The sequence below is a fragment of the Paraburkholderia sediminicola genome (assembly GCF_046027355.1).
In the GTDB taxonomy this organism is placed as follows: domain Bacteria; phylum Pseudomonadota; class Gammaproteobacteria; order Burkholderiales; family Burkholderiaceae; genus Paraburkholderia; species Paraburkholderia sediminicola_B.
In genome coordinates, this window is the sequence record NZ_JAQQEK010000038.1 from 40,893 (window position 1) to 67,627 (window position 26,735).

Below are 26,735 nucleotides of genomic sequence, written 5' to 3' on the forward strand. Positions count from 1 at the left end.
CGCCTGGCTATTCCGCTGAATGGCCGAGCCGCTGCAAGATCTTTTCCAGACGCATCACCTGCAGTTCCGTCAGTTCGAATCCGCATTTGACCGCCAGCACGCGGCGGCGCCAATACACGGCGTCCAGCAAGCGCTGCGCCGGTTGCTTCGTTGCCCAATCCAGGTGTTCCAGTTCAGCTTCCACGACGTGTGACGCGTTCAGGCGCTGCGCCGCGCACGCGGTTTTTTTCCGGTTCATGTTGTTCGCTGCCTTGTTGTTCACGGGTTCTGGTTGCGCCCCTCCCGAGCGCGACACTGCCGGCTCACGGCATGCGTTGCGGTCTACCGGCCCACGCGGCCGGCGCTTGCTTTTGTTGTCCCGCGCCGCTTTCTGTCGACACACGGAAAACGAGTTGATGCGCAATGGTTTTAAGTTTCGGCTGATGACTTTGCGCCGGCTCGGAACGCGCTCGACTCGCGGCTTTGAAGCAGCCGCCTACGTCGGACAGTCTTAGGCCGTTCGGCCGATGTTCGCCGAGGCCCGCTTTGCGCTATGCTGATTTGCAGACTCTCTTCTCACGGAGCACGTCATGACCAGCAAGAAGCAACACGAATCTAAATCCGCCGAAACACAGGCATCCGACCAATCCGCCGATAGCCGTCTCGACGAGGCGCTTGAGGAAAGCTTCCCCGCCAGCGATCCGATCGCCGTCGACATGGCGGACCCGCATCACGCGCCGGAGAAGGGAGCGTCTTCGGCGGGAAAGAAGCGGCAATAGAACCCGCCGCATTGTTGTCTCGCGGAGCACAGGGAAACGAAGCAGTTGCCAAGGCGTGGCCGGCACCTCAAAGGCGGTGCGATGGGCGTGGGCGTTCGTGCACGCGCAGGACAAAGGGGACTATTTGCGCCGAGCCGCGCGTGAGACGTCACGCGAACACGCGTGGAGTAAACGTAGCGGGCTGTTACTGCTGGGGATGGAGAATTGAGCGAGTCCGTGAAACGGCGACACCGTTCGCGCGGACCTCGCGAACCACGCGCCTTGCACGAAGACGGCTGAACAACGAGTCATCGTTCCGATGAGCCGGGCAACACGTTCAAGACCGCGCCGCCCTGCCCACCTGATGCTCTTCAGACCACCACACTCAGTGCGAGGGCAAACCGCTTTCCAGCTGGCGCTGCAGGTCGCGCACCTGACGCTGCGCGGCACGCAACTGATCTTGCGCCGAGGCCTTCTGCTGCGCGAGCGCCGTGGCTTCGGCACGCGTCTGCTGCTGTTGGGTCGCCACAATGGTCTGCTGCTGACGCGCGACATCGAGGTCCGCCTGCAAGCGGTTGGCGCGGTCCTGAGACAACGCGATCATCCGCTCCGTGAACGCTTTTTGCGCCTCGAGTTGCGTGCGGCGAATCTCAACGTCCGACAGTTGCACCGTCTGACGCGCGAAATCCTTGTAGATCATCTCGGCACGCCCCGCGTCCTGCGTCTTGATGACACGCCAGAAATTTTTCTGCTGGAACAACGCCACGTAGTACGTCATTTCCTTGCCGTAAAACAGCAAGCTCGCCCCGTAGCTGCCGTTATACGTGGTGCGCAGTTCGCTCAGATCCGACCCGTGGATCATCTGCTGCAATTCCGCCACGTTGCCCGCCGCGGATTGCTTCGCTTCGTCGGGCGTGAGCGCCGAGGTTTGTGCCTGTCCTGTCGGTGAGGTAGCCGGCAACGCCGCCGTCGTGCCTGGCTGGGAAAGAACGCCGCCCCCGGCGTTGGCGTTGCTGTCAGACGGAGCCTGAGCATTGACGCCTTGCACTGCCCACATCGCGATGAATACGGCGAGGGCAATCTGTCGTAGTTTCGACTTGTGGTCCATGTAATTCCTGCTTGAACAGTTTTTGTTTTAGTACAACCGTCTCATTATTACTCACTTTCGCGTGTTTCGGGCTCTTAGTCGAAAATTTGATACTTGCGCATCTTCTCCCACAAAACCTTGCGGCTAATGCCCAGATAGAGCGCCGTATCCTGGCGCCGCCAACCGTTTGCGTCGAGCGCGGCCAGCACGCGATTACGCTCGGCCATGTCCCATTTGCCGCGATCCACCAGCACCTCGGCGACGCTCTCGGCCGGCACCGGCTGGCTGGCGCGCGCGAGCGCGAGCAGCCGTTGCAGGCGCGCCGCATCCCATGTGCCGATCTGCCGCACGGTCACGCCGATGCGCTCGGCCAGATTGCGCAGCTCGCGCACATTGCCGGGGAAATACGTGTCGGCGTCGGCGAGCCGATCTGATCCAGGTCGCCAACGGCGTCACGAAGCTCTATCAGGACCGCGGCTTCGCGCTCTCGTTCGCCTTCATTCCGGCGCAGACATTCGAAGGCGGCGTGGTGCGCGTGACGGTGGTGGAAGGCTACGTATCGGCCGTCAAGGTGACGGACAAGGCCGGCGCCGTGGAAGACAAGATCCACGCGATCGCCGATCCCATCACCGCCGACCGACCCTTGCGGCGCGCCACGTTCGAGCGTTATATCAACGTGCTCGGCTCGCTTCCCGGCGTGAAGGTCGCGGCCAACGTGCCGCCGCCGCAGAACACCGGCGGCGCCACCACGCTCGAACTGAACGTGGACCACAAGCCGTTCGACGTCAGTACCGGGATCGACTTCAATCACCCCGGCGTGCAAGGGCTGCTGACCGCCATCGAAAACGGACTGACCTCGTTCGGCGAACAGTTGAGCATATCGGCCTTGCTGCCGAAGGGGCGTGACAACGTGACCTATCTCGCCGCGCACGGCGCGGTGCCGATCGGCAGCAACGGGCTGATCGCCAAGATCGACGCCTCACACTATCGCGGCAATCCGACCGACAATCCCGACCTGCCGTCTTCGATCGAACGCACGGTCATCAACGACAAGGTGGCCGGCTCGCTGGCGTATCCGATCCTGTTGAGCAACACGCAAAGCGTGATCGGCACGGCCTCGGTCTATTCCTCGCACGACGAGGATCGCTGTCACAGCCACGACACCGGCGCGCAGATCGGCTTCCGCTCGCAAGTACGGGTCATGCAGTTGCAGGCCGATTACACCAGCGTGCAGACCGGCGAGGTACGCCGCGCAAGCGTCAGCGTGGCGAAGGCGTTCGACATTCTGGGCGCGTCGAAGTCCGGCGACTCGAATGTGCCGGGCTCGCCCGTCACCAATCTGACGTCGATCAACTTCGTGCGCACCGGCGCCAGTTTTTCGCAAACCAACGAGCGGCCTCTGAAGATCGGCACCGCAGTCTCGCTGACCGGCCAATACAGCGGCGTGTCGCTGCCGACCTCCGAGCAGATCTCGTTCGGCGCGCAGCGTTTCGCGCAGGGCTATCAGCCAGGCGAAGCATCGGGCGATTCGGGCTGGGGCGTGATACTGGAAGTCAACCGTGCGTTCACGCCGGGTTTCGCGTACCTGCGCACGCTCACACCCTACGTCTCCTTCGATATGGCGCGCGTCTATCCGCATGCCGGCACGCCCTCGCCTTCGAAGCTTTCGTCGATCGCGTTCGGCTTCCGCATCTCGGATGCGAAGTACTACAGCCTGGATCTCTCGGTGGCCAAAGCGATCGGCGACGCGCCAGTGGAGAGCGCGTCGCGTAGTCCGCGCATCAACGCGACGTTCTCGTATCAGCTGAGTTGATCGGTAAAAGTGCCGCGCCCTGATTAGAGGGTCCACTATCAAACGGCGCACGCACTTTCACGTATTCTGCGCTGACGATGTGTTGCCCGCTGCGCGCAAGCCGCAATCCTCAGCCGCCGGTGGCACACGAAGGCAGCAGAAGTCGAACCTGAGGGACCATGCCAGGCATCACGGCGGCCGTCGTTTGAAGACCGCCCGAGATGCCAATAACGCCGCGCGACCATGATCGCGCCGTCTTTAATCAAGGAGGAAGACAATGATGCAATTCACCCAACGCGCGCGCGCAATCGCGCTTCGCACAGCCAAACATGCCGCACTCGCCGGCGTATTGCTCGCCAGTGCCGTGACCGCCATGGCGCAGGCCGACAGCCCGGTCGGCACGTGGCAAACCATCGACGACCATACCGGCCAGCCTAAGGCGCTCGTGCAGATCGCGCAGGACGGCAGCGGCGCGCTCAGCGGCAAGGTGATCAAGGGGCTCGGCGCGAACGACCAGCCGGATCGCCGCTGCACGGCCTGTACCGACGCGCGCAAGGATCAGCCGATTCTCGGCATGACGATCATCAGCGATATGAAGAAGGACGGCGACGCCTGGGATCACGGGCAGATTCTCGACCCGGAAAACGGCAAGCTCTACAAGTGCAAGATGCACCTGGAAGAGGGTGGGAACAAGCTGGTCGTGCGAGGCTATATCGGCGTGTCGCTGCTGGGCCGCTCGCAGACGTGGGTTCGTCAGCAATGATGCGTGGGTAGTTCAGGTGCTCGTTGCGGAGCCCGGGTAGAACGATGAGAAACGGCCGACGATCGCAATCGTTCGGCCGTTTCTTTTGTTTGAAGACGCTGGGGTGAATGGATCATGCAGCGTGTTTGAAGGGCGAATGGAACGCGAACGGCGAAGACGGCAGCGGTTGGTTTGAAGGCGGGCTGTACACCGCAGGCGCGACGACTGGAGCCTTTTCGGCCTCGACGCTCTTCGGTTTCTCGTTCACGTGCGTGCGCATGCGCGCTTCCATCAGGCCGCAAAGCTCTTCGCTCGCCGCGCCGAACAGTTGTTCCATCACACGGTTGAGCACGCCGGATTCGTACCATGCCTTGAAGCGGCGATGGCAGGTCTGGTAGGACGGATATTTGCGCGGCATGGCGGACCAGGTGGCGCCGCTGTACATGACCCACAGCACGCCGTTGAGCACCGAGCGCGTATTGGCGAGCGGCCGGCCACGCAGTTCGGAGCGCGGCCGCAGTTCGGGCAGCAACGGTGCGACACGTTGCCATTCTTCGTCGTTGATATCACGGTAAGGATTCATGGTTTCTCCTTTGTCAGAACCTTGACAAAAGATATCCACTCGTCCGCGGACGGAATATAAGACCAATCCGAATCTTGAAAATACGCCGGGCGACGGCGCGTCATCGACAAACGGAGCGTGATCTATCGCGAAAGCGCCGCCGGCCGTGGCGTGCGACGCCTCAGGTCAGCGACGTATCGACGATTCGCCGTGGCGTGTCGAGATACTCCTTCGATTGCATTTCGACGATGCGCGACACCGTGCGCGTGAACTCGTTGGCCATCGGACCGTCGACATAGAGTTCCTCGGGTGGCACCGCGGCGGACATCAGCAGCTTCACCTTGTGATCGTAAAATACGTCGATCAGCCACGTGAAGCGGCGCGCCTCCGAGGCCATGCGCGCGGACATCTGCGGTACGCCGGAGAGGACCACCGCATGAAACCGGCTCGCCAGTTCCAGATAGTCATTCTGCGAGCGCGGACCGCCGCACAAGGTGGCGAAGTCGAACCACACGACGCCGTCGGCGCGGCGCAGCGCCTTCAACTCGCGCTTTTCGATATGCAGGATCGGGCTTTCGTCGGGCACCGCGGCAAGACGCGCGAACGCGTCGCGCAGCGCCTTGTCGGCGGCGGCGCCCAGCGGCGTGTGATACACCTCGACCTGGGCCAGCGTACGTTGCCGGTAGTCGATGCCCGCATCGACGTTGATCACGTCGAGCTTTTCCTTGATGAGTTCGATTGCCGGCAACATCCGGTCGCGATGCAGGCCGTCCGGATACAGCGTGTCCGGATCGTAGTTCGAGGTCATCACGAACTGCACGCCGTTTTCGAACAGCTTGTCGAGCAGGCGATACAGGATCATCGCGTCGGCGATATCCGACACGTGGAATTCGTCGAAACAGATCAGCCGGTAGCGTTTGGCAATGCGGCGCGCGAGTTCGTCGAGCGGATCGGCCTGGCCTTTCAGATCTTCAAGTTCGCGATGCACTTCGCGCATGAACTCGTGGAAATGCAGACGCGTCTTGCGGTGCAACGGCACGATCATGTAGAAGCTGTCCATCAGGAAGCTCTTGCCCCGCCCCACGCCGCCCCACATGTACACGCCGCGCGGCAGGTCCGGGTGAATCAGCAGCTTCTTGAACGCGTTCGAGCGGCGCGATTTGTACTCGGCCCACTCTTCATAGCACCGCTGCAGACGGTCGACCGCCGCGCGTTGCGCCGGGTCCGATTGGTAACCCCGCGTCTGCAGTTCTTTTTCGTAGTATTCGGTGACGTTCATCGTGTTGCTGCAAATAGAAAGGCGGGAGGGAGTGAACCCGCCCGCCTTCGTGGTAATGCCGGAGTACTGTCAGTCAGGCGTGCGCGTGATTACATGTTCAGCGCGCGCTTGTCGACGGCCAGTGCCGCCTCGCGCATGACTTCCGACAGCGACGGGTGCGGATGGCAAATGCGGCCGATGTCTTCCGACGCCGCCTTGAATTCCATCGCCACCACGGCTTCCGCGATCAGGTCCGATGCGTTGGCCGAGATGATGTGCACGCCGAGCAGTTCGTCGGTCTTGGCATCGGCGATCATCTTGACGAAACCATCCGCCTTGTTGATGCCGAGTGCGCGGCCGTTCGCCATGAACGGGAACTGGCCCGTCTTGACCTCGCGGCCTTCCGCCTTCAGTTGCTGTTCCGTCTTGCCGACCCACGCGATTTCCGGTTCGGTGTAGATCACCCACGGCACGCAGTTGTAGTCGATATGCGGCTTCTGACCGTCGATGATTTCGGCAACCGCCACGCCTTCGTCTTCAGCCTTGTGCGCGAGCATCGGGCCACGCACCACGTCGCCGATCGCGTACACGTTCGGCACAGCCGTCGCGCAATGGTCGTCGACGTCGATGAAGCCGCGTTCGTTCGCCTTCAGGCCGATCGCTTCGAGACCGAGGTTGTCGGTGTTCGGCACGCGGCCGATCGACACGATCAGGCGGTCGGCTTCGAGCTTCTGCGCGTTGCCGTCCTTGTCCGTGTAGTTGATCGTCACGCTGTTGTCGGTCGTCGTCACTTCGCCGACCTTCACGCCGACCTGGATGTCCAGACCCTGCTTCTTGAACTGCTTGGCCGCTTCTTTCGCGAGCGCCTGGTCAGCCGCGCCGAGGAATTCCGGCAGCGCTTCGAGCACGGTCACTTCCGCGCCCAGACGGCGCCACACCGAACCCAGTTCCAGACCGATCACGCCTGCGCCGATCACAGCGAGTTTCTTCGGCGCGGATTCGAAGCTCAACGCGCCTTCGTTGTCGGCGACGATCTTGTTGTCGACCGGAATGTTCGGCAGATGGCGTGCCTTCGAACCCGTGGCGATGATCACGTTCTTGGCTGTGACCGTTTCCGTTTCGCCTTCGCCGCTCACTTCGATCTGCACGCCGGCGTCCGTCTTGCCGGTGAACTTGCCGTGGCCCTTGAGCCACGTGATCTTGTTCTTGCGGAACAGGAATTCGATGCCCTTGGTCATCTTTTCGACGATGCCTTCTTTACGGGCCATCATCTTCGCGATATCGACCGACACGTTTTCCACGAAGATGCCGTGGTCAGCGAGGTGATGCGACGCGTTTTCAAATTCTTCCGACGACGCGAGCAGCGCCTTCGACGGAATGCAACCCACGTTCAGGCACGTGCCGCCGAGCTTCAGCGTGCCGGCCGGGTTCTTCCATTTTTCGATACATGCGACGGTCTTGCCGAGCTGCGCTGCGCGGATGGCGGCGATGTAACCGCCAGGGCCTGCGCCGATCACGACGACGTCAAATTCTTTGGACATGACAATCCTTTCGATAACGGAACGGCGCGCGGCCACGCTTCGTGGCGCGCGGCGTTCCTGTACTGCGGAATGCTAGAGGCGTACTGCTTGCATGTTGCTTGCTTAAGGCCTATATGGCGCCGGCTTGCACAATGACAAGCCGGCGCCCGCCGAACCGGCGCTTACAGGTCGAGCAGCAGGCGCGCCGGGTCTTCCAGCGCGTCCTTCATGGCGACCAGCGACAGCACCGCTTCGCGACCGTCGATGATGCGGTGGTCGTACGACAGCGCCAGGTAGTTCATCGGGCGGATCACGATCTGGCCGTTTTCGACCACAGCGCGTTCCTTCGTGGCGTGCACGCCCAGAATCGCGGATTGCGGCGGGTTGATGATCGGGGTCGACAGCATCGAACCGAACACACCACCGTTCGAGATCGAGAACGTACCGCCGGTCATTTCGTCGATCGACAGCTTGCCGTCCTTGGCCTTCTGGCCGAATTCAGCAATCTTCTTCTCGATTTCGGCGAGGCTCAGCTGATCCGCATTGCGCAGGATCGGCACCACCAGACCGCGCGGCGAGCCGACAGCGATACCGATGTCGAAGTAGCCGTGATAGACGATGTCGTTACCGTCGATCGACGCGTTCACCAGCGGGAACTTCTTCAGCGCGTGAACCGCCGCCTTCACGAAGAACGACATGAAGCCGAGCTTCACGCCGTGTTCCTTTTCGAACCGGTCTTTGTACTTGTTGCGCAGGTCCATCACCGGCGCCATGTTCACTTCGTTGAACGTGGTCAGAATGGCGTTGGTTTGCTGCGACTCGAGCAGACGCTCGGCGATACGCGCGCGCAGACGCGACATCGGCACGCGTTGTTCCGGGCGATCCTTCAGCCATTGCTCAGCCGAAGCCGGCGCCTTGACGTCCGGCAGCGACGGCTTGGCAGCCTTCGGTGCGGCGGCCGGTGCCGGTGCCGGTGCGGCCTTGGCAGCCGGAGCACCCGCAGTCAGCACGTCACCCTTGGTGATGCGGCCGTCGCGGCCCGTGCCGGCGACGTCGCCCGCGCCCAGACCCTTCTCGGCCATCAGCTTGCCGGCAGCCGGCGAAGCAGCGGTGTTCGCACCCGTTGCGGATGCGGCTTGAGCCGCCGGAGCCGGTGCAGCGGCGGGTGCCGGTGCGGCTTCCGGAGCGGGCTTCACTTCGGCTTCGACAGCAGCGGCGCCTGCCGTGCCTTCGGTGTCGATCTTGGCGATCACCTGATCAGCCGTGACGGTGTCGCCGTCGTTCGCGATGACTTGCGCGAGCACGCCGGCCGAGGGTGCCGGCACTTCGAGCACGACTTTGTCGGTCTCGATTTCGATGAGAATTTCGTCTTGAGCAACAGCCTCGCCCGGCTTCTTCTTCCACTGCAGCATCGTGGCTTCCGAGACCGACTCGGAGAGCTGGGGAACCTTGACTTCAACAATAGCCATTATGAATATCCTGAATACGTATCGGGTGACGGCGCGCGATCCAGGGATCCGTCGACCGCCTGCGAACCTTGACTGCCGCACTGATCTTTCAGATGCGGCACGGGAAAGCGCCCTGCGCTTTCCCGGTTCAGCTCTTGTGATTATTTAGCGATCGACGCGCTCTTGAGGCGGCCGAAAGCGCCTTCGACCAGCGCCTTCTGCTGCTCGTAGTGCTTCGCGTAGTAGCCGACTGCCGGCGAAGCCGAAGCCGGACGTCCGCTGTATGCCAGCTTCTGACCGTCCTTCATGCCTTCCTTCAGGTGGTGCTCGATGTAGAACCACGGGCCTTGATTCTGCGGCTCGTCCTGCACCCAGACCACTTCGGTCGCGTTGTCGTACTTCTTCATTTCCGCTTCGAACTGCTTATGCGCGAACGGATAGAGCTGTTCGATACGGATGATCGCGACGTCGTTCGACTTCGATTCGCGGCGATGCGCGAGCAGGTCGTAGTACACGCGACCCGAGCAGGCGATCACGCGCTTGACCTTCTTCGCCTCGATCGCTTCGTCGATTTCGCCGAGGATCGGCTGGAACGCACCCTTCGCCAGTTCCGACAGATCCGACACGGCTTCCTTGTGGCGCAGCAGCGACTTCGGCGTAGCGACGATCAGGGGCTTGCGGAACAGGCGGATCATCTGACGGCGCAACAGGTGGAAAATCTGCGCCGGCGTGGTCGGTTGAACGACCTGCATGTTGTGGTCTGCGCACAGTTGCAGGAAACGTTCGATACGGGTCGACGAGTGCTCCGGACCCTGGCCTTCGTAGCCGTGCGGCAGCAGCATCGTGAGACCCGAAACGCGGCCCCACTTCACTTCGCCCGACGAGATGAACTGGTCGATCACGACTTGCGCACCGTTCACGAAGTCGCCGAACTGCGCTTCCCACGCGACGAACGTATTCGGTTCAGCCGTCGAATAACCGTATTCGAAGCCCAACACCGCTTCTTCCGACAGCACCGAGTCGATCACCGTGAACTTCGCCTGACCTTCGGCGATGTTCTGCAGCGGCACGTACGTGCCGTCGTTCCAGCGTTCGCGGTTCTGATCGTGCAGCACCGCGTGACGGTGCGTGAACGTGCCGCGGCCCGAGTCCTGGCCGGTCAGGCGCACTGCATAGCCCGATGCGACCAGCGACGCGAATGCGAGGTGTTCGCCCATGCCCCAGTCGAGCTTCGCTTCGCCACGGCCCATCGCGCGACGGTCGTTGATGACGCGCTCGACCAGCGGGTGAACCTTGAAGTTTTCCGGAACCGTAGTGACGCGTTCCGCGAGGCGCTTCAACTCGGCGAGCGGCACGGCCGTGTCGGCTGCGTCGGTCCACTTGCGGTTCAGGAACGGCACCCAGTCCACCGCGTACTTGCTCTTGTAGTTCGAGAGCACCGGGTCGACCGTGTGATGGCCTTCGTCCATCGCCTTGCGGTAAGCCTTGACGAATTCGTCGCCTTCTTCCGCGGTGATCACGCCTTGCTGCACCAGCTTTTCAGCGTACAGTGCGCGCGTGCCCGGGTGCTTGGCGATCGTCTTGTACATCAGCGGCTGCGTGACGGCCGGCGTGTCCTGCTCGTTGTGGCCCAGCTTGCGGAAGCAGACGATGTCGACGACGACGTCCTTGTGGAACTGCATCCGGAAGTCGATTGCCAGCTGCGTAGCCAGCACGACCGCTTCAGGGTCGTCACCGTTCACGTGCAGCACCGGCGCTTCGATCATCTTGACGACGTCCGAACAGTACAACGTGGAGCGCGAGTCGCGCGGGTCCGACGTCGTGAAGCCGATCTGGTTGTTGATGACGATGTGCAGCGTGCCGTGCGTGCCGTAACCACGCGTTTGCGCGAGGTTCAGCGTTTCCATCACGACGCCCTGGCCCGCGAAAGCCGCGTCGCCGTGAATCTGCACCGGCAGCACTTGCAGGCCGCTGTCGTCGCCGCGACGATCCATACGGGCCTTGGCCGAGCCTTCGACCACCGGGTTGACGATTTCGAGGTGCGACGGGTTGAACGCGAGCGACAGGTGAACCGGGCCGCCTTCGGTCGAGACGTCCGACGAGAAACCCTTGTGGTACTTCACGTCGCCGGCCGGCAGGTCGTCGTGGTGCTTGCCTTCGAATTCGGCGAACAGGTCAGCCGGCATCTTGCCGAGCGTATTGACCAGCACGTTCAGACGGCCGCGGTGAGCCATGCCGATGACGATTTCCTGAACGCCGTTGGCGCCGCCGTGACGCACGACTTCGTCCATCGACGCGATGAAGCTTTCGCCGCCTTCGAGCGAGAAGCGTTTCTGGCCGACGTACTTGGTGTGCAGGAAGCGCTCGAGGCCTTCAGCGGCCGTCAGGCGATTCAGGATGTGCTTTTTCTTTTCGTTCGAGAAGTTCGGCGTGGAACGGATCGATTCGAGCTTCTCTTTCCACCAGCGCTTCTGTTCCGGATCGCTGATGTACATGTACTCGGCGCCGATCGTGCCGCAGTACGTGTCGCGCAATGCCTTGACGATCTCACGCAGCGACGCGCGCTCGAATCCGAAATACAGATTCGTTGCACTGAACTCCTGGTCCATGTCGGCTTCGGTGAAGTCGTAGAACGCGGGTTCGAGTTCGGGGATAGCGGGACGTTCGCGGCGCTTCAGGGGATCGAGGTTGGCCCATTGTGAGCCGAGGAAGCGATATGCGCCGATGAGGGACTGCACATAGACTTGCTTGCGAGCGGTAGCAAGATCTTCGCCGCCGGCTGCCGTGCGCGGGATGAAGGCGTTAGCCTTGGCCCGTTGTGCAAACGATTCGACGATCGGGCCATGGGCCACGTCGTTGGCATTGCTGCCATCCGATGCAGGGACGTTCTGCAACGCGTCGAAATAGCTGCGCCAGTTCTCGGGCACTGACGCCGGATTATCGAGATACGCTTCGTACATTTCTTCTACGTACGGAGCATTGCCGCCGAACAGATAAGAGTTCGACTGGAATTGCTTCATCATTTTTACGCTCACCTTTCTTCGAGTTTCTCGAGAAATAGCGGGTTACAGAACCTTCCGCGACACGGCCTGACCGTTTAGCGGATTGCGCGAATCAAGTCTTGCTTGGAAGGACCTAAAACTTTGCACCCGGGGAGCATATCACAGAACGGATAGTGCAGATAGCAGACGGATTGCCGCTCGAGCCTTTTGCGACGGGCTTTCGGGGCACTTTCACCGGCTGCAACAGTCTTCTGCGAGAAACGGGGACAAACGAACGGCGAAGCACGTGCAACCGCGCATAAAGTCGCTGAAGTCCAGAAACGGCAAAAGCCACCCGGAGGTGGCTTTTGCTTGACTGCTAAAGCGTCGTACCGGCCGCAGCCGATGCCCGCCCCTTAGTCCACCGCGCCCTTGCGGCTCGCGCTGCGACGCTCGTGTTCCTTCAGGTAACGCTTGCGCAGACGGATCGATTGCGGCGTGACTTCGACCAGTTCGTCGTCGTCGATGAACTCGACTGCGTATTCCAGCGACATCTGGATCGGCGGCACGAGGCGCACTGCTTCGTCCGTACCCGACGAACGCACGTTGGTCAGCTGCTTGCCCTTGATCGGGTTCACGACCAGGTCGTTATCACGGCTGTGAATGCCGATGATCATGCCTTCGTACAGCGGCTCGCCCGGCGACACGAACATACGGCCGCGATCCTGCAGCTTCCACAGTGCGTACGCGACTGCCGCGCCGTCGTCCTGCGAAATCAGCACGCCGTTGCGACGCTCGCCGACCGCACCTTCCCTAACCGGCTGATACGAGTCGAACGTGTGGCTCATCAAGCCCGTGCCGCGCGTGAGCGTCAGGAATTCCGACTGGAAGCCGATCAGGCCACGTGCCGAAATACGGTACTCGAGACGCGTACGGCCACGGCCGTCCGACGCCATGTCGAGCATTTCGCCCTTGCGGCGGCCCAGCTCTTCCATCACGCCGCCCTGGTGGCCGTCTTCCATGTCGACGGTCAGGTTTTCGTACGGCTCGTGCTTCACGCCGTCGACTTCCGTCATCACCACGCGCGGACGCGACACGGCCAGCTCGTAGCCTTCGCGGCGCATGTTTTCCACGAGAATGGTCAGGTGCAGTTCACCGCGGCCCGCCACTTCGAACGTGGTTTCGTCGCCGGTTTCCTTCACGCGCAGCGCGACGTTGTGGTTCAGTTCCTTCATCAGGCGGTCACGGATCTGACGGCTCGTGACGAATTTGCCTTCGCGGCCGGCCAGCGGCGACGAATTGACGAGGAAGTTCATGGTCAGCGTCGGCTCGTCGACGGTGATCATGGGCAGCGCTTCCGGCTGTTCCGGTGCGCAAATGGTCACGCCAATGCCGATTTCTTCGATGCCGTTGATCAGCACGATGTCGCCAGCTTCAGCCGAGTCGACCTGCACGCGCTCCAGGCCCTTGAACGACAGCACCTGGTTGATCTTGCGGTTCAGGATCGCGCCGTCAGGACCCGAACGCACGGCGACGGACATGCCCGGCTTGATCGTGCCGCGCGTGATGCGGCCCACGCCGATACGGCCGACGTACGACGAGTAGTCCAGCGACGTGATCTGCAGTTGCAGCGGAGCCGACGGATCAGCCGGGCGAACCGGCACGTGTTCGAGCACGGCCTCGAACAGCGGACGCATATCGCCTTCGCGCACGTCCGGGCTCAAGCCTGCGTAGCCATTCAGACCCGATGCGTACACGATCGGGAAGTCGAGCTGTTCGTCGGTTGCGCCCAGCTTGTCGAACAGGTCGAACGTCTGGTTGATCACCCAGTCGATCCGCGCGCCCGGCCGGTCCACCTTGTTGATCACGACGATCGGCTTCAGGCCGAGCGCCAGCGCCTTCTTGGTCACGAAGCGCGTTTGCGGCATCGGGCCTTCGACGGCGTCGACCAGCAACAGCACCGAGTCGACCATCGACAGCACGCGCTCCACTTCGCCGCCAAAGTCGGCGTGGCCCGGCGTGTCGACGATGTTGATGTGCGTGCCTTCGTACTCGACCGCGCAGTTCTTCGAAAGAATCGTGATGCCACGTTCTTTTTCGATGTCGTTCGAGTCCATCACGCGCTCAGCGATCTGCTGGTTGTCACGGAACGTGGCGGTCTGGCGGAGGAGCTGGTCGACGAGCGTGGTCTTGCCGTGGTCGACGTGAGCAATGATGGCGATGTTGCGTAGGGCGCGAGTCATAGGAACCTGGAGACAGTTGAGTGCGCCAGCAGCAGCATTGTGTGTACGAAGCCAACAAAGCCCAAAGCGCACTTTTGGGAACCCAATATTGTAGCACGCACAAATGAAGCTTTCTGGTATTCCCTGATAGAGCCGCCGCAGTCCGCGCAGCGGCCGCCAGAAATGAAACGTAAGCCGGCGGGCGAAACCCTACGCAAACTCACGCGGATTGTGACTTGAGCGGGGAAAGTTCCTTGCCTAAGCTGTAATAACACTTGCCGCGTCAATCAACCGCCCCCTATAATCCTGCCTAGTCAACCATTGCATTCGCACGAGAATCATGACGGAGCCGTCCTCTACACCCCCGCCGGAGATCAGCGAATATCAGCTAGGCGAAAGCGTCGGCTATCTGATCTCGCGAGTGAAATCGACCCTGTCGAACCTGGTCACCCAGCGCAGCATGGCCGAGTTGGGCATCACGAGCCAGCAGGGCAGCATCCTGTTCATGGTGGCGAGCGGCAAATGCCTGCTGGCGGCGGAACTGGCCCGTGAATACGGCATCGACGCGAGCGCCGTCACGCGTCTGATCGACCGGCTGGAGAAACGCGGCCTGCTGACCCGGGTGCGCAGCAATGAAGACCGGCGGGTCGTGCGCCTCGCGCTGACGCCGGAAGGCCATGCCATCGCCGCCAAAATGCCGGCTATTTTCACCGGCGTGCTGGACAGTCTGCTGGGCGGCTTCACCCCGGAAGAAGTGGGTTTTCTGAAGAGCATGCTGCGTCGCGTGCTCGTCAATTCCGGCGAACAAACGGGGCTAACCCGTGATGCAGCAAGCAATTTTGACAGCAAATCGTAAGAAATTGCTTGCAGTGTCCATCATTACATTCCACTCAAAGAGTCGAGCGATGAAATCCCTTTCCCTGTCCGCGCCCGCACTTTCGAGCCGGGCCGCTGTCGCCGCCGCGGTGACGGCGCTCGCCCTCACGGGGTGCGCGAACTACTTCGGTATGAAAAGCGACAAGCAGATCTCGTCGCCCGCTCAGTACGAGTCCACGCAGAGCCTCGCCGGTCAGGGCGGTCAGTGGCCGTCGCTCGACTGGGCCAACCAGTTCGGCGACCCGCAACTGCCCAAGCTGATCGCCGAAGCGCTGGAAGGCAGCCCGTCGATCGCGCAGGCGCAGGCGCGTCTCGCCAAGGCCTCGTCCTACATCGAGAGTTCGCGCTCGGCGCTGTACCCGAAGGTCAACGGCAGCTATTCGTGGACCCGCGAACTCTTCTCGGCGAACGCGCTCTACCCGCCTCCGTATGGCGGCACCTGGTATAGCGAGAACAACGTGCTCGCCAGCGCGTCATGGGATCTGGATCTGTGGGGCAAGAATCGCGAGCGTCTGGGTCAGGCCGTGTCGCAGGAAAAAGCCGCTGAGGCCGACATGCAGCAGGCGCGCGTGACGCTCGCCGCCTCGGTGGCCAGCACGTATAACCAGCTCGCCCAGTTGTACGCGTTCCGCGACATCGCCGCGCGCGAAATCGCCAACCGCCAGGATATCGGCCGCATCACCAACGGCCGCGTGACCGCCGGCCTCGACACCAATGTCGAGCGGCAAACAGCGAACGGCAACATCGCGACCAGCCAGTCCAATTTGACCGACCTCGACGGCCAGATCACCGTCGTGCGCTACCAGTTGGGCGCACTGCTCGGCAAGGGTCCGGATCGCGGCCTGCAAATCGCGCAACCGACGCTGACCAAAGGCGACATCGTGGCGCTGCCGAACAATCTGCCGGCCGACCTCGTCGCGCGCCGCGCGGATATCGTCGCCGCGCGCTGGCAAGTCGAAGCCGCGATGCACGACGTGAAGGAAGCCAAAGCCGAATTTTTCCCGGACGTGAACCTCGCAGCCGGCTTCGGTTTCGACGCATTCGGCTGGGGCCGCTTCCTTAAATCCGGCAGCCGTCAGATGCAATTCGGGCCGGCCATCCACCTACCGATCTTCGACGCCGGCGCGCTGCGCTCGCAACTGAAGGGCCGCTACGCCGACTTCGACCTGGACGTGGCGAACTACAACCAGACGCTGATCGGCGCCCTCTCGGACGTCGCGACGCAAGTGTCGTCGATCCGTTCGATCGACCAGCAGCAAGGCGACGCACAACGCGCGCTCGACGCATCGACCAAGGCGTATCAGCTGGCTGTGATCCGCTATAAGGCCGGTTTGTCGCCGCAGTTGCAGGTGCTGACCGCCGACCAGAACCGCCTTGCCGCCGACCAGACGGTGACCGGCCTGAAGATGCGCCGCCGCGACATGCAGATCGGCCTCATCAAGGCGCTCGGCGGCGGTTTCGACGCGACGCAGACGGGCCTCGTGGTGCCGACCGATGCCCCGGCATCGGCCACCGCCGCGACCGCCGCTGCGAACTGAGCGCGCAAACCACGGCCAGATCGAACATACGCACGAACATCCGAATAAACGACGACGTCTGAAAGAACCCGGAGCACATCAATGAGCACCACCCAACAGCCCGCGGCTACTACCCAGCCGACTCAGTCGGCCCCGCAGCCGACGCAACCGCCGGCACAACCACCGGCGAACAACGGCAAACGCAAGCTCATGATGACGCTGCTCGTCATCGTGATCCTGATCGCCGCGATCGCTTACGGCTTTTACTACTTCCTCGTCGCGCGCTTCCATGAAGACACCGACGACGCGTACGTGAACGGCAACGTCGTGCAGATCACGCCGCAAGTCACCGGCACGGTCGTCGCCGTGAACGCGGACGACACGCAAACGGTGAAGGTGGGCGACCCGCTCGTCGTGCTCGATCCGGCCGACGCCCGCGTCGCGCTCGAACAGGCCGAGGCGAATCTGGCGCAAACGGTGCGCCAGGTGCGCGGCCTGTTCGCCGACGACAATCAATACCAGGCGCAAGTGGCCCAGCGCCAGTCCGATCTGTCGCGCGCCCAGGACGACCTGAAGCGCCGTATGACGGTCGCGCAAACCGGCGCCGTGTCGCAGGAAGAAATCTCGCACGCCCGCGACGCCGTGAAGAGCGCGCAAGCCTCCGTCGACGCCGCCCAGCAGCAGTTGAACTCGAACCGCGCGCTGACCGCCAACACCACGATCGCGAATCACCCGAACGTGCAGGCCGCCGCCGCGAAGGTCCGCGACGCGTACCTGAACAACGCGCGTAACAACCTGCCGGCGCCGGTCACCGGCTACGTGGCGAAGCGCTCGGTGCAGGTCGGCCAGCGCGTCTCGCCGGGCACCCCGTTGATGGCGATCGTGCCGCTCGGCGGCGTGTGGGTCGACGCAAACTTCAAGGAAGTGCAGCTCAAGCACATGCGCATCGGCCAGCCGGTCGAACTGACGGCCGACGTGTACGGGTCGTCGGTGGTGTACCACGGCAAGGTGGTCGGCTTCTCGGCGGGCACGGGTTCGGCGTTCTCGCTGCTGCCCGCGCAGAACGCGACCGGCAACTGGATCAAGGTGGTGCAGCGTCTGCCGGTGCGGATCGCGCTCGATCCGAAGGAACTTGAACAGCATCCGCTGCGTATCGGCCTGTCCATGCAAGCCGACGTCAGCATCAAGGACGACAACGGCGGCCAGCTCGGTCAGGCGCCGAACACGGTCTATCAGACCAACGTGTTCGAGAAGTACGGCGACCAGGCTGACGCGGAAATCGCTCGCATCATTTCGGAAAATGCCGGCCCGAACGGCGGCTCGCAAAAGTCGTCCCAGGCCGGCGGCGCGAAGCCTGTCGCAGCGAAGCTGATGTAAGCCACGCGACGATTCAGACAAGGCTTCTTTAATGGCTCAGGCTCAGGCGCCAGTCCCTCATCCGCCGCTCGAGGGCGCGCAACTGGTGATCGGCACCATCGCGGTGTCGCTCGCCGTCTTCATGAATGTGCTCGACACGTCGATCGCCAACGTGTCGATTCCGTCGATTTCGGGCGACCTCGGCGTGTCGTCGGATCAAGGCACGTGGGTGATCACTTCGTTCGCGGTCGCCAATGCGATCTCCGTGCCGCTCACCGGCTGGCTGACCGATCGCATCGGCCAGGTGCGGCTGTTCATGGCGTCGATCATCCTGTTCGTGATTTCGTCGTGGATGTGCGGCCTCGCGCCCACCCTGCCGTTCCTGCTCGCTTCGCGCGTATTGCAAGGCGCGGTGGCCGGTCCGATGATTCCGCTGTCGCAAACGCTGCTGCTCGCGAGCTATCCACGCGCCAAGGCGCCCATGGCGTTATCCATGTGGGCGATGACCACGCTGATCGCGCCGGTGGCCGGCCCGATTCTCGGCGGCTGGATCTCGGACAACATCTCGTGGCCGTGGATTTTCTACGTCAACATTCCGGTCGGCGCGATTGCCGCCGTGGCGACGTGGATGATCTTCCGCAATCGCGATTCCGTCATCAGAAAAGCACCGATCGACGGCGTCGGTCTCGGCCTGCTGATCGTCTGGGTCGGCTCGCTGCAGGTCATGCTCGACAAGGGTAAGGATCTCGACTGGTTTTCGTCGACGACCGTCGTCGTGCTGGCGCTGGTCGCGGTGATCGCGCTCGCGTTTTTTATCGTGTGGGAATTGACGGCCGAGCATCCGGTGGTCGACCTGTCGCTCTTTAGCCGGCGTAATTTCACGGGCGGTACGGTCGCGCTGTCGATCGGTTACGGACTCTACTTCGGCAATCTGGTGTTGCTGCCGTTGTGGCTGCAAACCGATATCGGCTACACCGCGACCGAAGCCGGTCTGGTGATGGCGCCTGTCGGCCTGTTCGCCGTGCTGCTCTCGCCGATCACGGGCAAGATTTTGCCGCGTACCGATCCGCGCTATATCGCGACCTTGTCGTTTCTCGTGTTCGCGCTGTGTTTCTGGATGCGCTCGCGTTATACGACCGGCGTCGATACATACTCGCTGCTGGTGCCCACCTTGATTCAAGGGATCGGCATGGCGGGGTTCTTCATCCCGCTGGTATCGATCACCTTGTCGGGGCTGCCGGGCAACCGGATTCCGGCGGCGTCGGGCTTGTCGAATTTCGTGCGGATCATGTGCGGCGGTATCGGCACGTCGATCTTCCAGACCGCGTGGGATCACCGCACGATCATGCATCACGCGCAACTGGCCGAACAGGCTAACGCGTACAACCCGGTGTTCGATCAGTCGATCCGGCAGATGGGCGCGGCAGGCTTCAGTCAACCGCAGGCGTATGGCCTGTTCAACACGATGGCGACGCAGCAGGCCGCACAACTGGGCGTGAACGATCTGTTCTTCGTCTCCGCCGGCATCTTTGTCGCGCTGATTGCGCTGATCTGGATCACGAGGCCTGAACGCGCCGGTGGTGACGCGGGTGCGGCGGCTGCGGCGGCGCACTGAGTTTTCGGCGCCAGGCCGAATCCGGCAGACGATATGAAAAAAGGCGGGGCCGCCTGGAAGCGGTCCCGCCTTTTTCTTTGCTGCGTCTTGGTCGCTCGCTCCGCCACCTATGCGGCTTTTAGCTTGCCGTCGTGACGACCAACCGTTCCGGCGCCAACACGCCCTCACCTTGTTTAGCGACGCCAAGCAGACGCCCTTCCGCCGCGTACACCCGGACGCGCGGCGCATTCAAAGCTTCGTCCGTGATCGTCAACTCGGACAGCTTCAACCGCTGGCCGTGCAGGAAGCGGCGCGTCGCGTCTTCGTTCAACTGCACGAGCGGGAAGGTCGACAGCAAGGCATCCACCGGTTGCAGCCACGCATCGCGTTCGCCTTCAGCCGCGTCGGACAACGCGTCGAGCGTCACCGAATTGTCGAGCGTCAGCGCGCCGACGCCGGTGCGCCGCAGCGCCACCAGATGCGCGCCGCAACCCAACGCCTCGCCGATATCCTCAGCCAGCGTGCGCACATACGTGCCCTTGCTGCATGTCACGCGAAACGCCACGTCCGGCAACGCGCAGGCGAGCATCTCGAGCTTGAGGATCGTCACCTGACGCCCTTCCCGCTCCACCGTCTGACCGGCGCGTGCGTATTCGTACAACGGCTTGCCGTCACGCTTGAGCGCCGAATACATCGGCGGAACCTGCGTGATCTCGCCAAGGAATGTCGGCAGAATCGCCCGAACCGCCGCCTCGTCGCATGTCACTTCACGCGTGTCGATCGCTTCGCCTTCGGCGTCGCCGGTGGTCGTGCGAATGCCGAGGCGCATGGTCGCCTCATACGTCTTGTCGGCTTCGAGCAGATCTTGCGAAAACTTGGTGGCTTCGCCGAAACAGAGCGGCAGCAAGCCGGTTGCCAGTGGGTCGAGCGTGCCGGTATGGCCCGCCTTTTTCGCCAGATAGAGACGCTTCGCGCGAATCAGCGCGTCGTTGCTCGACAGGCCGAGCGGCTTGTCGAGCAGCAGCACGCCGTCGAGCGCGCGACGCGGCACGCGGGGGCGTTGAGGTGCGGTCATGTCAGAAAGACGAAGCCTTCGATGGATACGTAAAACAGCACTGAGCGCAAGGCAACCCAGGCATGGCAGCGAGCGTCGCGGCGAACCGCGCGCTCAGTCTTCTTTCGCGCGATTGGCGTTCGCTTCGTCGATCAGACGCGACATCTCGACGGCGCGCTCGATGGTCTTGTCGTAATGGAAATGCAGCGTCGGCACGGTGTGAATGTGCAGGCGCTTGAAAAGCTGATTGTGCAGATGACCGGCCGCGTGCGTGAGCGCTTCGAGTGTCTGCTGCGGATCGCCGGTGAGCGTCGTGAAATAGACCTTGGCGTGCGCATAGTCCGGCGTCAGCTCGACGCTTTGAATCGTGACGATGCCGATGCGCGGATCCTTGACCTCGCGCAGCAGCTCGGACAAATCGCGCTGGATCTGATCGGCGATCTGCACGTTGCGATTGGGAGAAGAACGTTTTTTAGGCATGGTGTGATGTGATCCGTTCTAGCGGATGCAAAAAGTGGCTCGCGCCGCCGCGATGCGGGCTTCCTGTTCAGGTCGCATTCAGACGACCCGGAATGACCAGAAGAAGCTCGACCGCTGGCGCTCTGCGCGACAAACGCAAACGCGTGGCCCCAAAAACAACGGGCGGAGCGGGCGTTAAAGCCCGCTCCGCCCCCTAGAGCCGTGCCGCGTGAATTACAGCGTACGCGCGACTTCGGTGACCTCGAAGACTTCGAACTGATCGCCTTCGACGATGTCGTTGAAGTTCTTGATCGACATACCGCACTCGAAGCCCTGACGGACTTCCTTGACGTCGTCCTTGAAGCGCTTGAGCGAATCGAGCTCGCCCGTGAAGATGACGACGTTGTTGCGCAGCACGCGCACCGACGACGAGCGCTTGACGAAACCGTCCGTGACCATACAGCCGGCCACCGCGCCGATCTTCGGCACCTTGAAGACCTGACGCACTTCGACCGTACCCGTCACGACTTCGCGCTTCTCCGGTGCCAGCATGCCCGACATCGCAGCCTTCACGTCATCCACTGCGTCATAGATGATGTTGTAGTAGCGAATATCGACGCCGTTGGTTTCCGCCAGCTTGCGCGCCTGAGCATCCGCACGGGTGTTGAAGCCGATGATGACCGCCTTCGAAGCCGTAGCCAGGTTGACGTCCGACTCGCTGATGCCACCCACGGCGCCGTGCACGATCTGCACGCGAACTTCGTCGGTCGACAGCTTGAGCAGCGACTGCACCAAAGCTTCCTGCGAACCTTGCACGTCGGCCTTGACGATGAGCGGCATGTACGCCACTTCGCCTTCGCCCATCTGTTCCAGCATGTTCTCGAGCTTCGCGGCCTGTTGCTTGGCCAGCTTGACGTCGCGGAACTTGCCTTGACGGAACAATGCGACTTCACGCGCCTTACGGTCGTCCGGCATGACGATGACTTCTTCGCCCGCTTGCGGCACTTCCGAGAGACCTTGAATCTCAACCGGGATCGACGGGCCAGCCGACTTGGTCGGCTTGCCGGTTTCGTCGAGCATGGCTCGCACGCGACCGTAAGCGCTACCCGCCAGCACCACGTCGCCGCGGTTCAGCGTACCCGACTGCACCAGGATCGTTGCGACCGGACCCTTACCCTTATCGAGCTTCGCTTCAATGACGAGACCCTTGGCCGGCGCTTCGACCGGTGCCTTCAGTTCCAGCACTTCGGCTTGCAGCAGCACGTTTTCCAGCAAGTCGTCGATGCCCGCGCCGGTTTTAGCCGACACCGACACGAACGGCGAATCGCCACCGTATTCTTCCGGCACGACGCCTTCCGCGACGAGTTCCTGCTTCACGCGCTCCGGATTCGCATCCGGCTTGTCGATCTTGTTGATCGCGACGACGAGCGGCACGCCGCCAGCCTTCGCGTGAGCAATCGCTTCCTTCGTTTGCGGCATCACGCCGTCGTCGGCTGCGACCACCAGAATCACGATGTCGGTTGCCTTCGCACCGCGAGCACGCATGGCCGTAAAGGCTTCGTGACCCGGCGTGTCGAGGAACGTGATGACGCCACGCGGCGTTTCGACGTGGTAAGCGCCGATGTGCTGCGTAATCCCGCCCGCTTCGCCCGCTGCGACCTTGGCGCGGCGGATGTAGTCGAGCAGCGATGTCTTGCCGTGGTCGACGTGACCCATGACCGTGACGACCGGCGGACGCGGCAGTGCTTCCGCATCGGACACTTCGCCTTCGACCAGCATGGCTTCCGGATCGTCCAGCTTGGCCGCAACCGCGTGGTGGCCCAGTTCCTCGACGATGATCATCGCCGTTTCCTGGTCCAGCATCTGGTTGATCGTGACCATCTGGCCGAGCTTCATCATCGACTTGATGACTTCCGACGCCTTCACCGCCATCTTGTGCGCCAGATCGGCGACCGTGATGGTTTCCGGCACATGCACTTCACGCACGATCGGTTCGGTCGGCGCCTGGAACGTGGTGTTCTGATCCTGATGCTTGCCGCGACCCTTCGGGCCACCGCGCCAGCCGCGATCGACACCGCCGCTCGTATCGCCACGGGTCTTGATGCCGCGGCGCTTCGCAGCGTCGTCCTGCCAGCCGCCCTTGCCGCCGCCCGGCTTCTTCTTGTCGCCGGCGGAAGGCGTGGTCGTGGCAGCCGGAGCCGCAGCAGCCGGCTTCTTGGCTGCCGGACGCGCCGGTGCTTCACCCGCCGGACGTGCCGGCTTGTGCAGCGTGCCCTTGGCTTCCGCAGCCTTGGCCGGCTCAGCGGGCTTCGGTGCCGGTTCCGGCGCCTTGACCTGTGCCTTGCGCGGCGTGTTCATCATTTCGCGAATCGCGCGTGCCTCGGCTTCAGCAGCCGCACGGCGCTTGGCGATTTCTTCCTGCTCGGCGCGCGCTTTCTCGGCAGCCTGACGCGCTGCGTCTTCTGCCTTCTTCGCGGCTTCGCGTTGCGCGGCGCGTTCTGCGGCGGCGCGTTCGTCGTCCTGCTCGCTTTGCTTGGCAACCGCCGGCTCCGCTGCCTTGGCAGCCACCGGCTCAGCCTTGGCTGCCACCGGCTGCGCGGCTTGCGCCGGCTTGGCGGTCTGCGCCTGCTCGCGAGCTGCCGCCTCGGCCGCAGCCGCGGCGCGCTTCTTCGCCGCTTCTTCTTCCGCACGGCGACGCTCGGCTTCAGCAGCCTGCTCGCGCGCCTGACGTTCCGCTTCTTCGCGCTCGAGTTGTTCCTGACGCGCCTTCAGCTCCTGAGCCTGCTTTTCGAGCAACTCGGCTTCGTGACGAGCTTCCTCTTCACGACGTTGGAGTTCCAGATCGTCGACGTCGGCCTCGGCCACATGATTCGATGCATCCCCGTTTTCAGCGGAGGTTTCGTCGCGGCGGACGAAAGTGCGCTTCTTGCGCACCTCGACCTGAATGGTGCGAGCTTTGCCCGTCGCATCGGATTGCTTGATTTCCGACGTATGCCGTTTCGTCAGCGTGATCTTGCGCTTGTCAGCATCAGTCGAGCCGTGAGACTTGCGCAAGTGGTCGAGCAGACGCGCCTTGTCCGTTTCGGACAAGCTATCGTCTTCGCTCGCTTTTGTGACGCCCGCCGCCTGCAGCTGCTCAAGCAGCACGCCTGCAGGCATTTTCAGTTCCGCGGCAAATTGGGCTACGTTGTTACTCGCCATTCATTCCTCTTAATGCAAGGACCGATTCCTTGCGGTTAGCATCGGGTCATGCGGCCTGACGGCCGCTTCAATTTAGTGCGCCATGGTCATTTCTCACTGGAACCAGTGTTCACGTGCTTTCATGATCAACGCCTTAGCGGCATCCTCTTCCATTCCGGTCATCTCGACCAGTTCATCCACAGCCAGCTCGGCGAGCTCGTCGCGCGTCTGGATCTGATGTTCGGCCAGCTTGGCGAGCAGGTCGGCGTCCATGCCGTCCAGGCTCTTCAGGTCGAGCGCTACATTTTCGACCTTTTCTTCATTCGCGATCGCCAGCGTCAACAGCGCGTCGCGCGAGCGATTACGCAGTTCGTGAACGGTGTCTTCGTCGAATGCCTCGATTTCGAGCATTTCGTTGAGCGGCACATAAGCGATCTCTTCGAGGCTCGTAAAGCCTTCGTCGATCAGGATGTCGGCGACTTCTTCGTCGACATCGAGACGCGCCATGAACAGGTCACGCAGTACACCGCGTTCCTGATTCTGCTTTTGCGCAGATTCGTCCGGCGTCATGATGTTGATCTGCCAGCCGGTGAGTTCGCTGGCAAGACGCACGTTCTGGCCGCTGCGGCCGATCGCGACCGCCAGTTCGTTTTCGTCGACGACGACGTCCATCGAATGTTTTTCTTCATCGACGACGATCGACTGGACGGCTGCCGGCGCGAGCGCGCCGATCACAAACTGTGCGGGATCCTCCGACCATAGCACGATGTCGACGTTTTCGCCACCGAGCTCGTTACGCACCGCTTGCACGCGCGAACCGCGAATGCCGACGCAGGTGCCGATCGGATCGATGCGCTTGTCGTACGCGACCACGCCGATCTTCGCGCGCACGCCCGGATCGCGCGCGGCCGCCTTGATTTCCAGCAGGCCTTGTTCGATTTCCGGCACTTCCATCTCGAACAGCTTCATCAGGAATTCGGGCGCCGTACGCGACAGTTCGATCTGCGGACCGCGTGCGGTGCGATCGACCTTCGCGATGTAGGCGCGCACGCGGTCGCCCACGCGCAGGTTTTCCTTCGGAATCAACTGGTCGCGACGCAGCAGCGCTTCGACACGGCCGGTTTCGACGATGAAGTTGCCCTTGTCGAGACGCTTCACCGAGCCGGTCATGATGTGCTCGCCGCGCTCGAGGAAGTCGTTCAGGATCTGTTCGCGCTCAGCGTCGCGCACCTTCTGCAGGATCACCTGCTTGGCGGCCTGCGCGCCGATACGGCCGAATTCGATCGACGGCACCGGTTCTTCGATGAACTCGTCGAGTTGAATCTCGGGCTTCTGTTCGCGTGCTTCGAACAGCAGAATTTCCTGATCCGGTTCCTGCAAACCGGCTTCGTCCGGCACCACTTTCCAGCGGCGAAACGTTTCGTGTTCGCCGCTTTCACGGTCGATGTGGACGCGGATATCCGCATCTTCTTCGAAGAGTTTCTTGGAGGCCGAAGCGAGAGCCGCTTCGAGCGCGGCAAATACCACGTCTTTGTCGACATTCTTCTCGCGTGCCAGCGCATCCACCAGCATCAACACTTCGCGACTCATTGTTTGCGGCTCCTAAAGTCAACTTTCGGAACGAGGCGTGCTTTGTCCATGTCCGCGAGCGTGAAATCGAGCATCGCGGCGCCTTCCTTCCCTTCAAATTCCAGACCGATCGTCTCGCCTTGCGGAGCATGCAGGATGCCCCGGTACGATTTCCGTCCGTCCAATGGCTTTTTCAATGTGATTACCACTTCGCTGCCTGCGAAGCGTTCGAAATCCGCCAGTTTTTTCAGCGGGCGGTCGAGCCCCGGCGACGATACTTCAAGCCGCTCGTAATCGATATTTTCGACCGTCAAAACGTGCTGGAGCTGACGCGTGACTTTCTCGCAGTCTTCGATCGCGATGCCGGCCGGCTGGTCGATATAGATACACAACATGCCGCGCCCAGTGCGCTCGAGATCGACGAGCTCGTAGCCGAGTCCCACGACCGTGGTTTCAATCAGTTCCGTCAGTTGCACAATGCCCTCTTAGATGTTCGCGCAGCGAGCCTGCCGCCTGTTCTGCAAACAACCAATGCGGGCCGCGCGCCAAGCCGGCGCACGTTCGTGCTACCCGAGATGCCGAACCACTGAGAACTGAGCGGCAAAAAAAAATGGGCTAAACGCCCATCATCTTATTGCCGGTGGTCGCACCTGAGCCGCACATAAAAAGCCGCACGCCCAGCGACTTCGCGATTGTAGCCATTTTTCGGGACAAACGCAAACCGCAGAACGCCGCCCAACGCGCTTTTCCGCTTGATTTCATGGGAATCTTGCAACGATAT

At 62.3% G+C, this 26,735-nt stretch carries 18 protein-coding genes and 3 pseudogenes; 7 read left to right on the plus strand and 14 right to left on the minus strand.

Annotated elements, in window-relative coordinates; genetic code table 11:
- Positions 1–7: 7 nt before the first annotated feature.
- Entirely contained in the window at positions 8–238 is a 231-nt protein-coding gene (locus PQR42_RS38665; RefSeq protein ID WP_408238200.1) for a hypothetical protein, read from the minus strand.
- Between the two features lie 331 nt (positions 239–569).
- Between PQR42_RS38665 and PQR42_RS38670 the strand changes: the two genes are divergently transcribed.
- On the plus strand, positions 570–758 hold the full coding sequence (locus PQR42_RS38670; protein ID WP_408218588.1) for a hypothetical protein: 189 nt from the start codon (positions 570–572) through the stop codon (positions 756–758).
- A 364-nt stretch (positions 759–1,122) separates the two neighbouring features.
- Here the strand turns inward: PQR42_RS38670 and PQR42_RS38675 are convergent, their stop codons facing one another.
- Together PQR42_RS38675 and PQR42_RS38680 are read right to left on the minus strand one after the other, a co-directional pair.
- Positions 1,123–1,845, minus strand: a complete 723-nt coding sequence (locus PQR42_RS38675) for a DUF2968 domain-containing protein (RefSeq protein ID WP_408391169.1) — start codon at positions 1,843–1,845, stop codon at positions 1,123–1,125.
- Between the two features lie 74 nt (positions 1,846–1,919).
- A pseudogene (locus PQR42_RS38680) lies at positions 1,920–2,246 on the minus strand (helix-turn-helix domain-containing protein); the annotation flags it as partial.
- A 5-nt stretch (positions 2,247–2,251) separates the two neighbouring features.
- Between PQR42_RS38680 and PQR42_RS38685 the strand changes: the two are divergent.
- Positions 2,252–3,637, plus strand: a pseudogene (locus PQR42_RS38685) (ShlB/FhaC/HecB family hemolysin secretion/activation protein); the annotation flags it as partial.
- Positions 3,638–3,893: 256 nt separating this feature from the next.
- On the plus strand, positions 3,894–4,379 hold the full coding sequence (locus PQR42_RS38690) for a DUF2147 domain-containing protein (RefSeq protein ID WP_408391166.1): 486 nt from the start codon (positions 3,894–3,896) through the stop codon (positions 4,377–4,379).
- 112 nt (positions 4,380–4,491) lie between these two features.
- Here PQR42_RS38690 and PQR42_RS38695 read toward each other — a convergent pair whose 3' ends face one another.
- The 6 genes from PQR42_RS38695 to typA all read right to left on the minus strand — a co-directional run bounded on the left by PQR42_RS38695 (position 4,492) and on the right by typA (position 14,370).
- Positions 4,492–4,941: a transposase gene (locus tag PQR42_RS38695; RefSeq protein WP_408218597.1), complete on the minus strand. Its 450-nt coding sequence runs from the start codon at positions 4,939–4,941 to the stop codon at positions 4,492–4,494.
- Between the two features lie 160 nt (positions 4,942–5,101).
- Complete coding sequence (gene zapE / locus PQR42_RS38700) at positions 5,102–6,199, minus strand: cell division protein ZapE (RefSeq protein ID WP_408218601.1); 1,098 nt, start codon at positions 6,197–6,199, stop codon at positions 5,102–5,104.
- Positions 6,200–6,288: 89 nt separating this feature from the next.
- Positions 6,289–7,719, minus strand: a complete 1,431-nt coding sequence (lpdA, locus tag PQR42_RS38705) for a dihydrolipoyl dehydrogenase (protein ID WP_408218604.1) — start codon at positions 7,717–7,719, stop codon at positions 6,289–6,291.
- A 161-nt stretch (positions 7,720–7,880) separates the two neighbouring features.
- On the minus strand, positions 7,881–9,167 hold the full coding sequence (gene odhB, locus PQR42_RS38710; RefSeq protein WP_408391163.1) for a 2-oxoglutarate dehydrogenase complex dihydrolipoyllysine-residue succinyltransferase: 1,287 nt from the start codon (positions 9,165–9,167) through the stop codon (positions 7,881–7,883).
- A 140-nt stretch (positions 9,168–9,307) separates the two neighbouring features.
- Positions 9,308–12,169, minus strand: a complete 2,862-nt coding sequence (locus tag PQR42_RS38715; protein ID WP_408218610.1) for a 2-oxoglutarate dehydrogenase E1 component — start codon at positions 12,167–12,169, stop codon at positions 9,308–9,310.
- A gap of 374 nt (positions 12,170–12,543) precedes the next feature.
- Complete coding sequence (typA, locus tag PQR42_RS38720; protein ID WP_408218613.1) at positions 12,544–14,370, minus strand: translational GTPase TypA; 1,827 nt, start codon at positions 14,368–14,370, stop codon at positions 12,544–12,546.
- Between the two features lie 319 nt (positions 14,371–14,689).
- On the opposite strand from typA, the gene PQR42_RS38725 reads away from it, so the two are divergent.
- From PQR42_RS38725 to PQR42_RS38740, 4 genes and pseudogenes are all read left to right on the plus strand, one after another.
- Complete coding sequence (locus PQR42_RS38725; RefSeq protein WP_408218615.1) at positions 14,690–15,205, plus strand: MarR family winged helix-turn-helix transcriptional regulator; 516 nt, start codon at positions 14,690–14,692, stop codon at positions 15,203–15,205.
- Positions 15,206–15,254: 49 nt separating this feature from the next.
- Positions 15,255–16,763, plus strand: a complete 1,509-nt coding sequence (locus PQR42_RS38730) for an efflux transporter outer membrane subunit (RefSeq protein WP_408218617.1) — start codon at positions 15,255–15,257, stop codon at positions 16,761–16,763.
- Positions 16,764–16,844: 81 nt separating this feature from the next.
- Positions 16,845–18,119: an EmrA/EmrK family multidrug efflux transporter periplasmic adaptor subunit gene (locus PQR42_RS38735; protein WP_408218619.1), complete on the plus strand. Its 1,275-nt coding sequence runs from the start codon at positions 16,845–16,847 to the stop codon at positions 18,117–18,119.
- Positions 18,118–19,713, plus strand: a pseudogene (locus PQR42_RS38740) (DHA2 family efflux MFS transporter permease subunit); the annotation flags it as partial. The gene PQR42_RS38735 and the pseudogene PQR42_RS38740, both read left to right, overlap by 2 nt.
- A 118-nt stretch (positions 19,714–19,831) precedes the next feature.
- Here PQR42_RS38740 and truB read toward each other — a convergent pair.
- The 5 genes from truB to rimP all read right to left on the minus strand — a co-directional run bounded on the left by truB (position 19,832) and on the right by rimP (position 26,430).
- Positions 19,832–20,767: a tRNA pseudouridine(55) synthase TruB gene (gene truB, locus PQR42_RS38745; protein ID WP_408218622.1), complete on the minus strand. Its 936-nt coding sequence runs from the start codon at positions 20,765–20,767 to the stop codon at positions 19,832–19,834.
- A gap of 93 nt (positions 20,768–20,860) precedes the next feature.
- Positions 20,861–21,226 (minus strand): 30S ribosome-binding factor RbfA, encoded by a 366-nt coding sequence (gene rbfA / locus PQR42_RS38750; RefSeq protein ID WP_042324072.1) that lies wholly within the window; start codon positions 21,224–21,226, stop codon positions 20,861–20,863.
- A 213-nt stretch (positions 21,227–21,439) separates the two neighbouring features.
- A complete protein-coding gene (infB, locus tag PQR42_RS38755) occupies positions 21,440–24,406 on the minus strand; it encodes a translation initiation factor IF-2 (protein WP_408218625.1) in 2,967 nt (988 codons plus the stop codon).
- A gap of 93 nt (positions 24,407–24,499) precedes the next feature.
- The gene (nusA, locus tag PQR42_RS38760) at positions 24,500–25,975 is read right to left on the minus strand and encodes a transcription termination factor NusA (protein WP_091794906.1); all 1,476 of its coding nucleotides are present in this window, start codon (positions 25,973–25,975) and stop codon (positions 24,500–24,502) included.
- The gene (gene rimP, locus PQR42_RS38765) at positions 25,972–26,430 is read right to left on the minus strand and encodes a ribosome maturation factor RimP (protein WP_007182297.1); all 459 of its coding nucleotides are present in this window, start codon (positions 26,428–26,430) and stop codon (positions 25,972–25,974) included. The genes nusA and rimP overlap by 4 nt, the downstream gene beginning before the upstream one ends.
- Between the last annotated feature and the right edge of the window lie 305 nt (positions 26,431–26,735).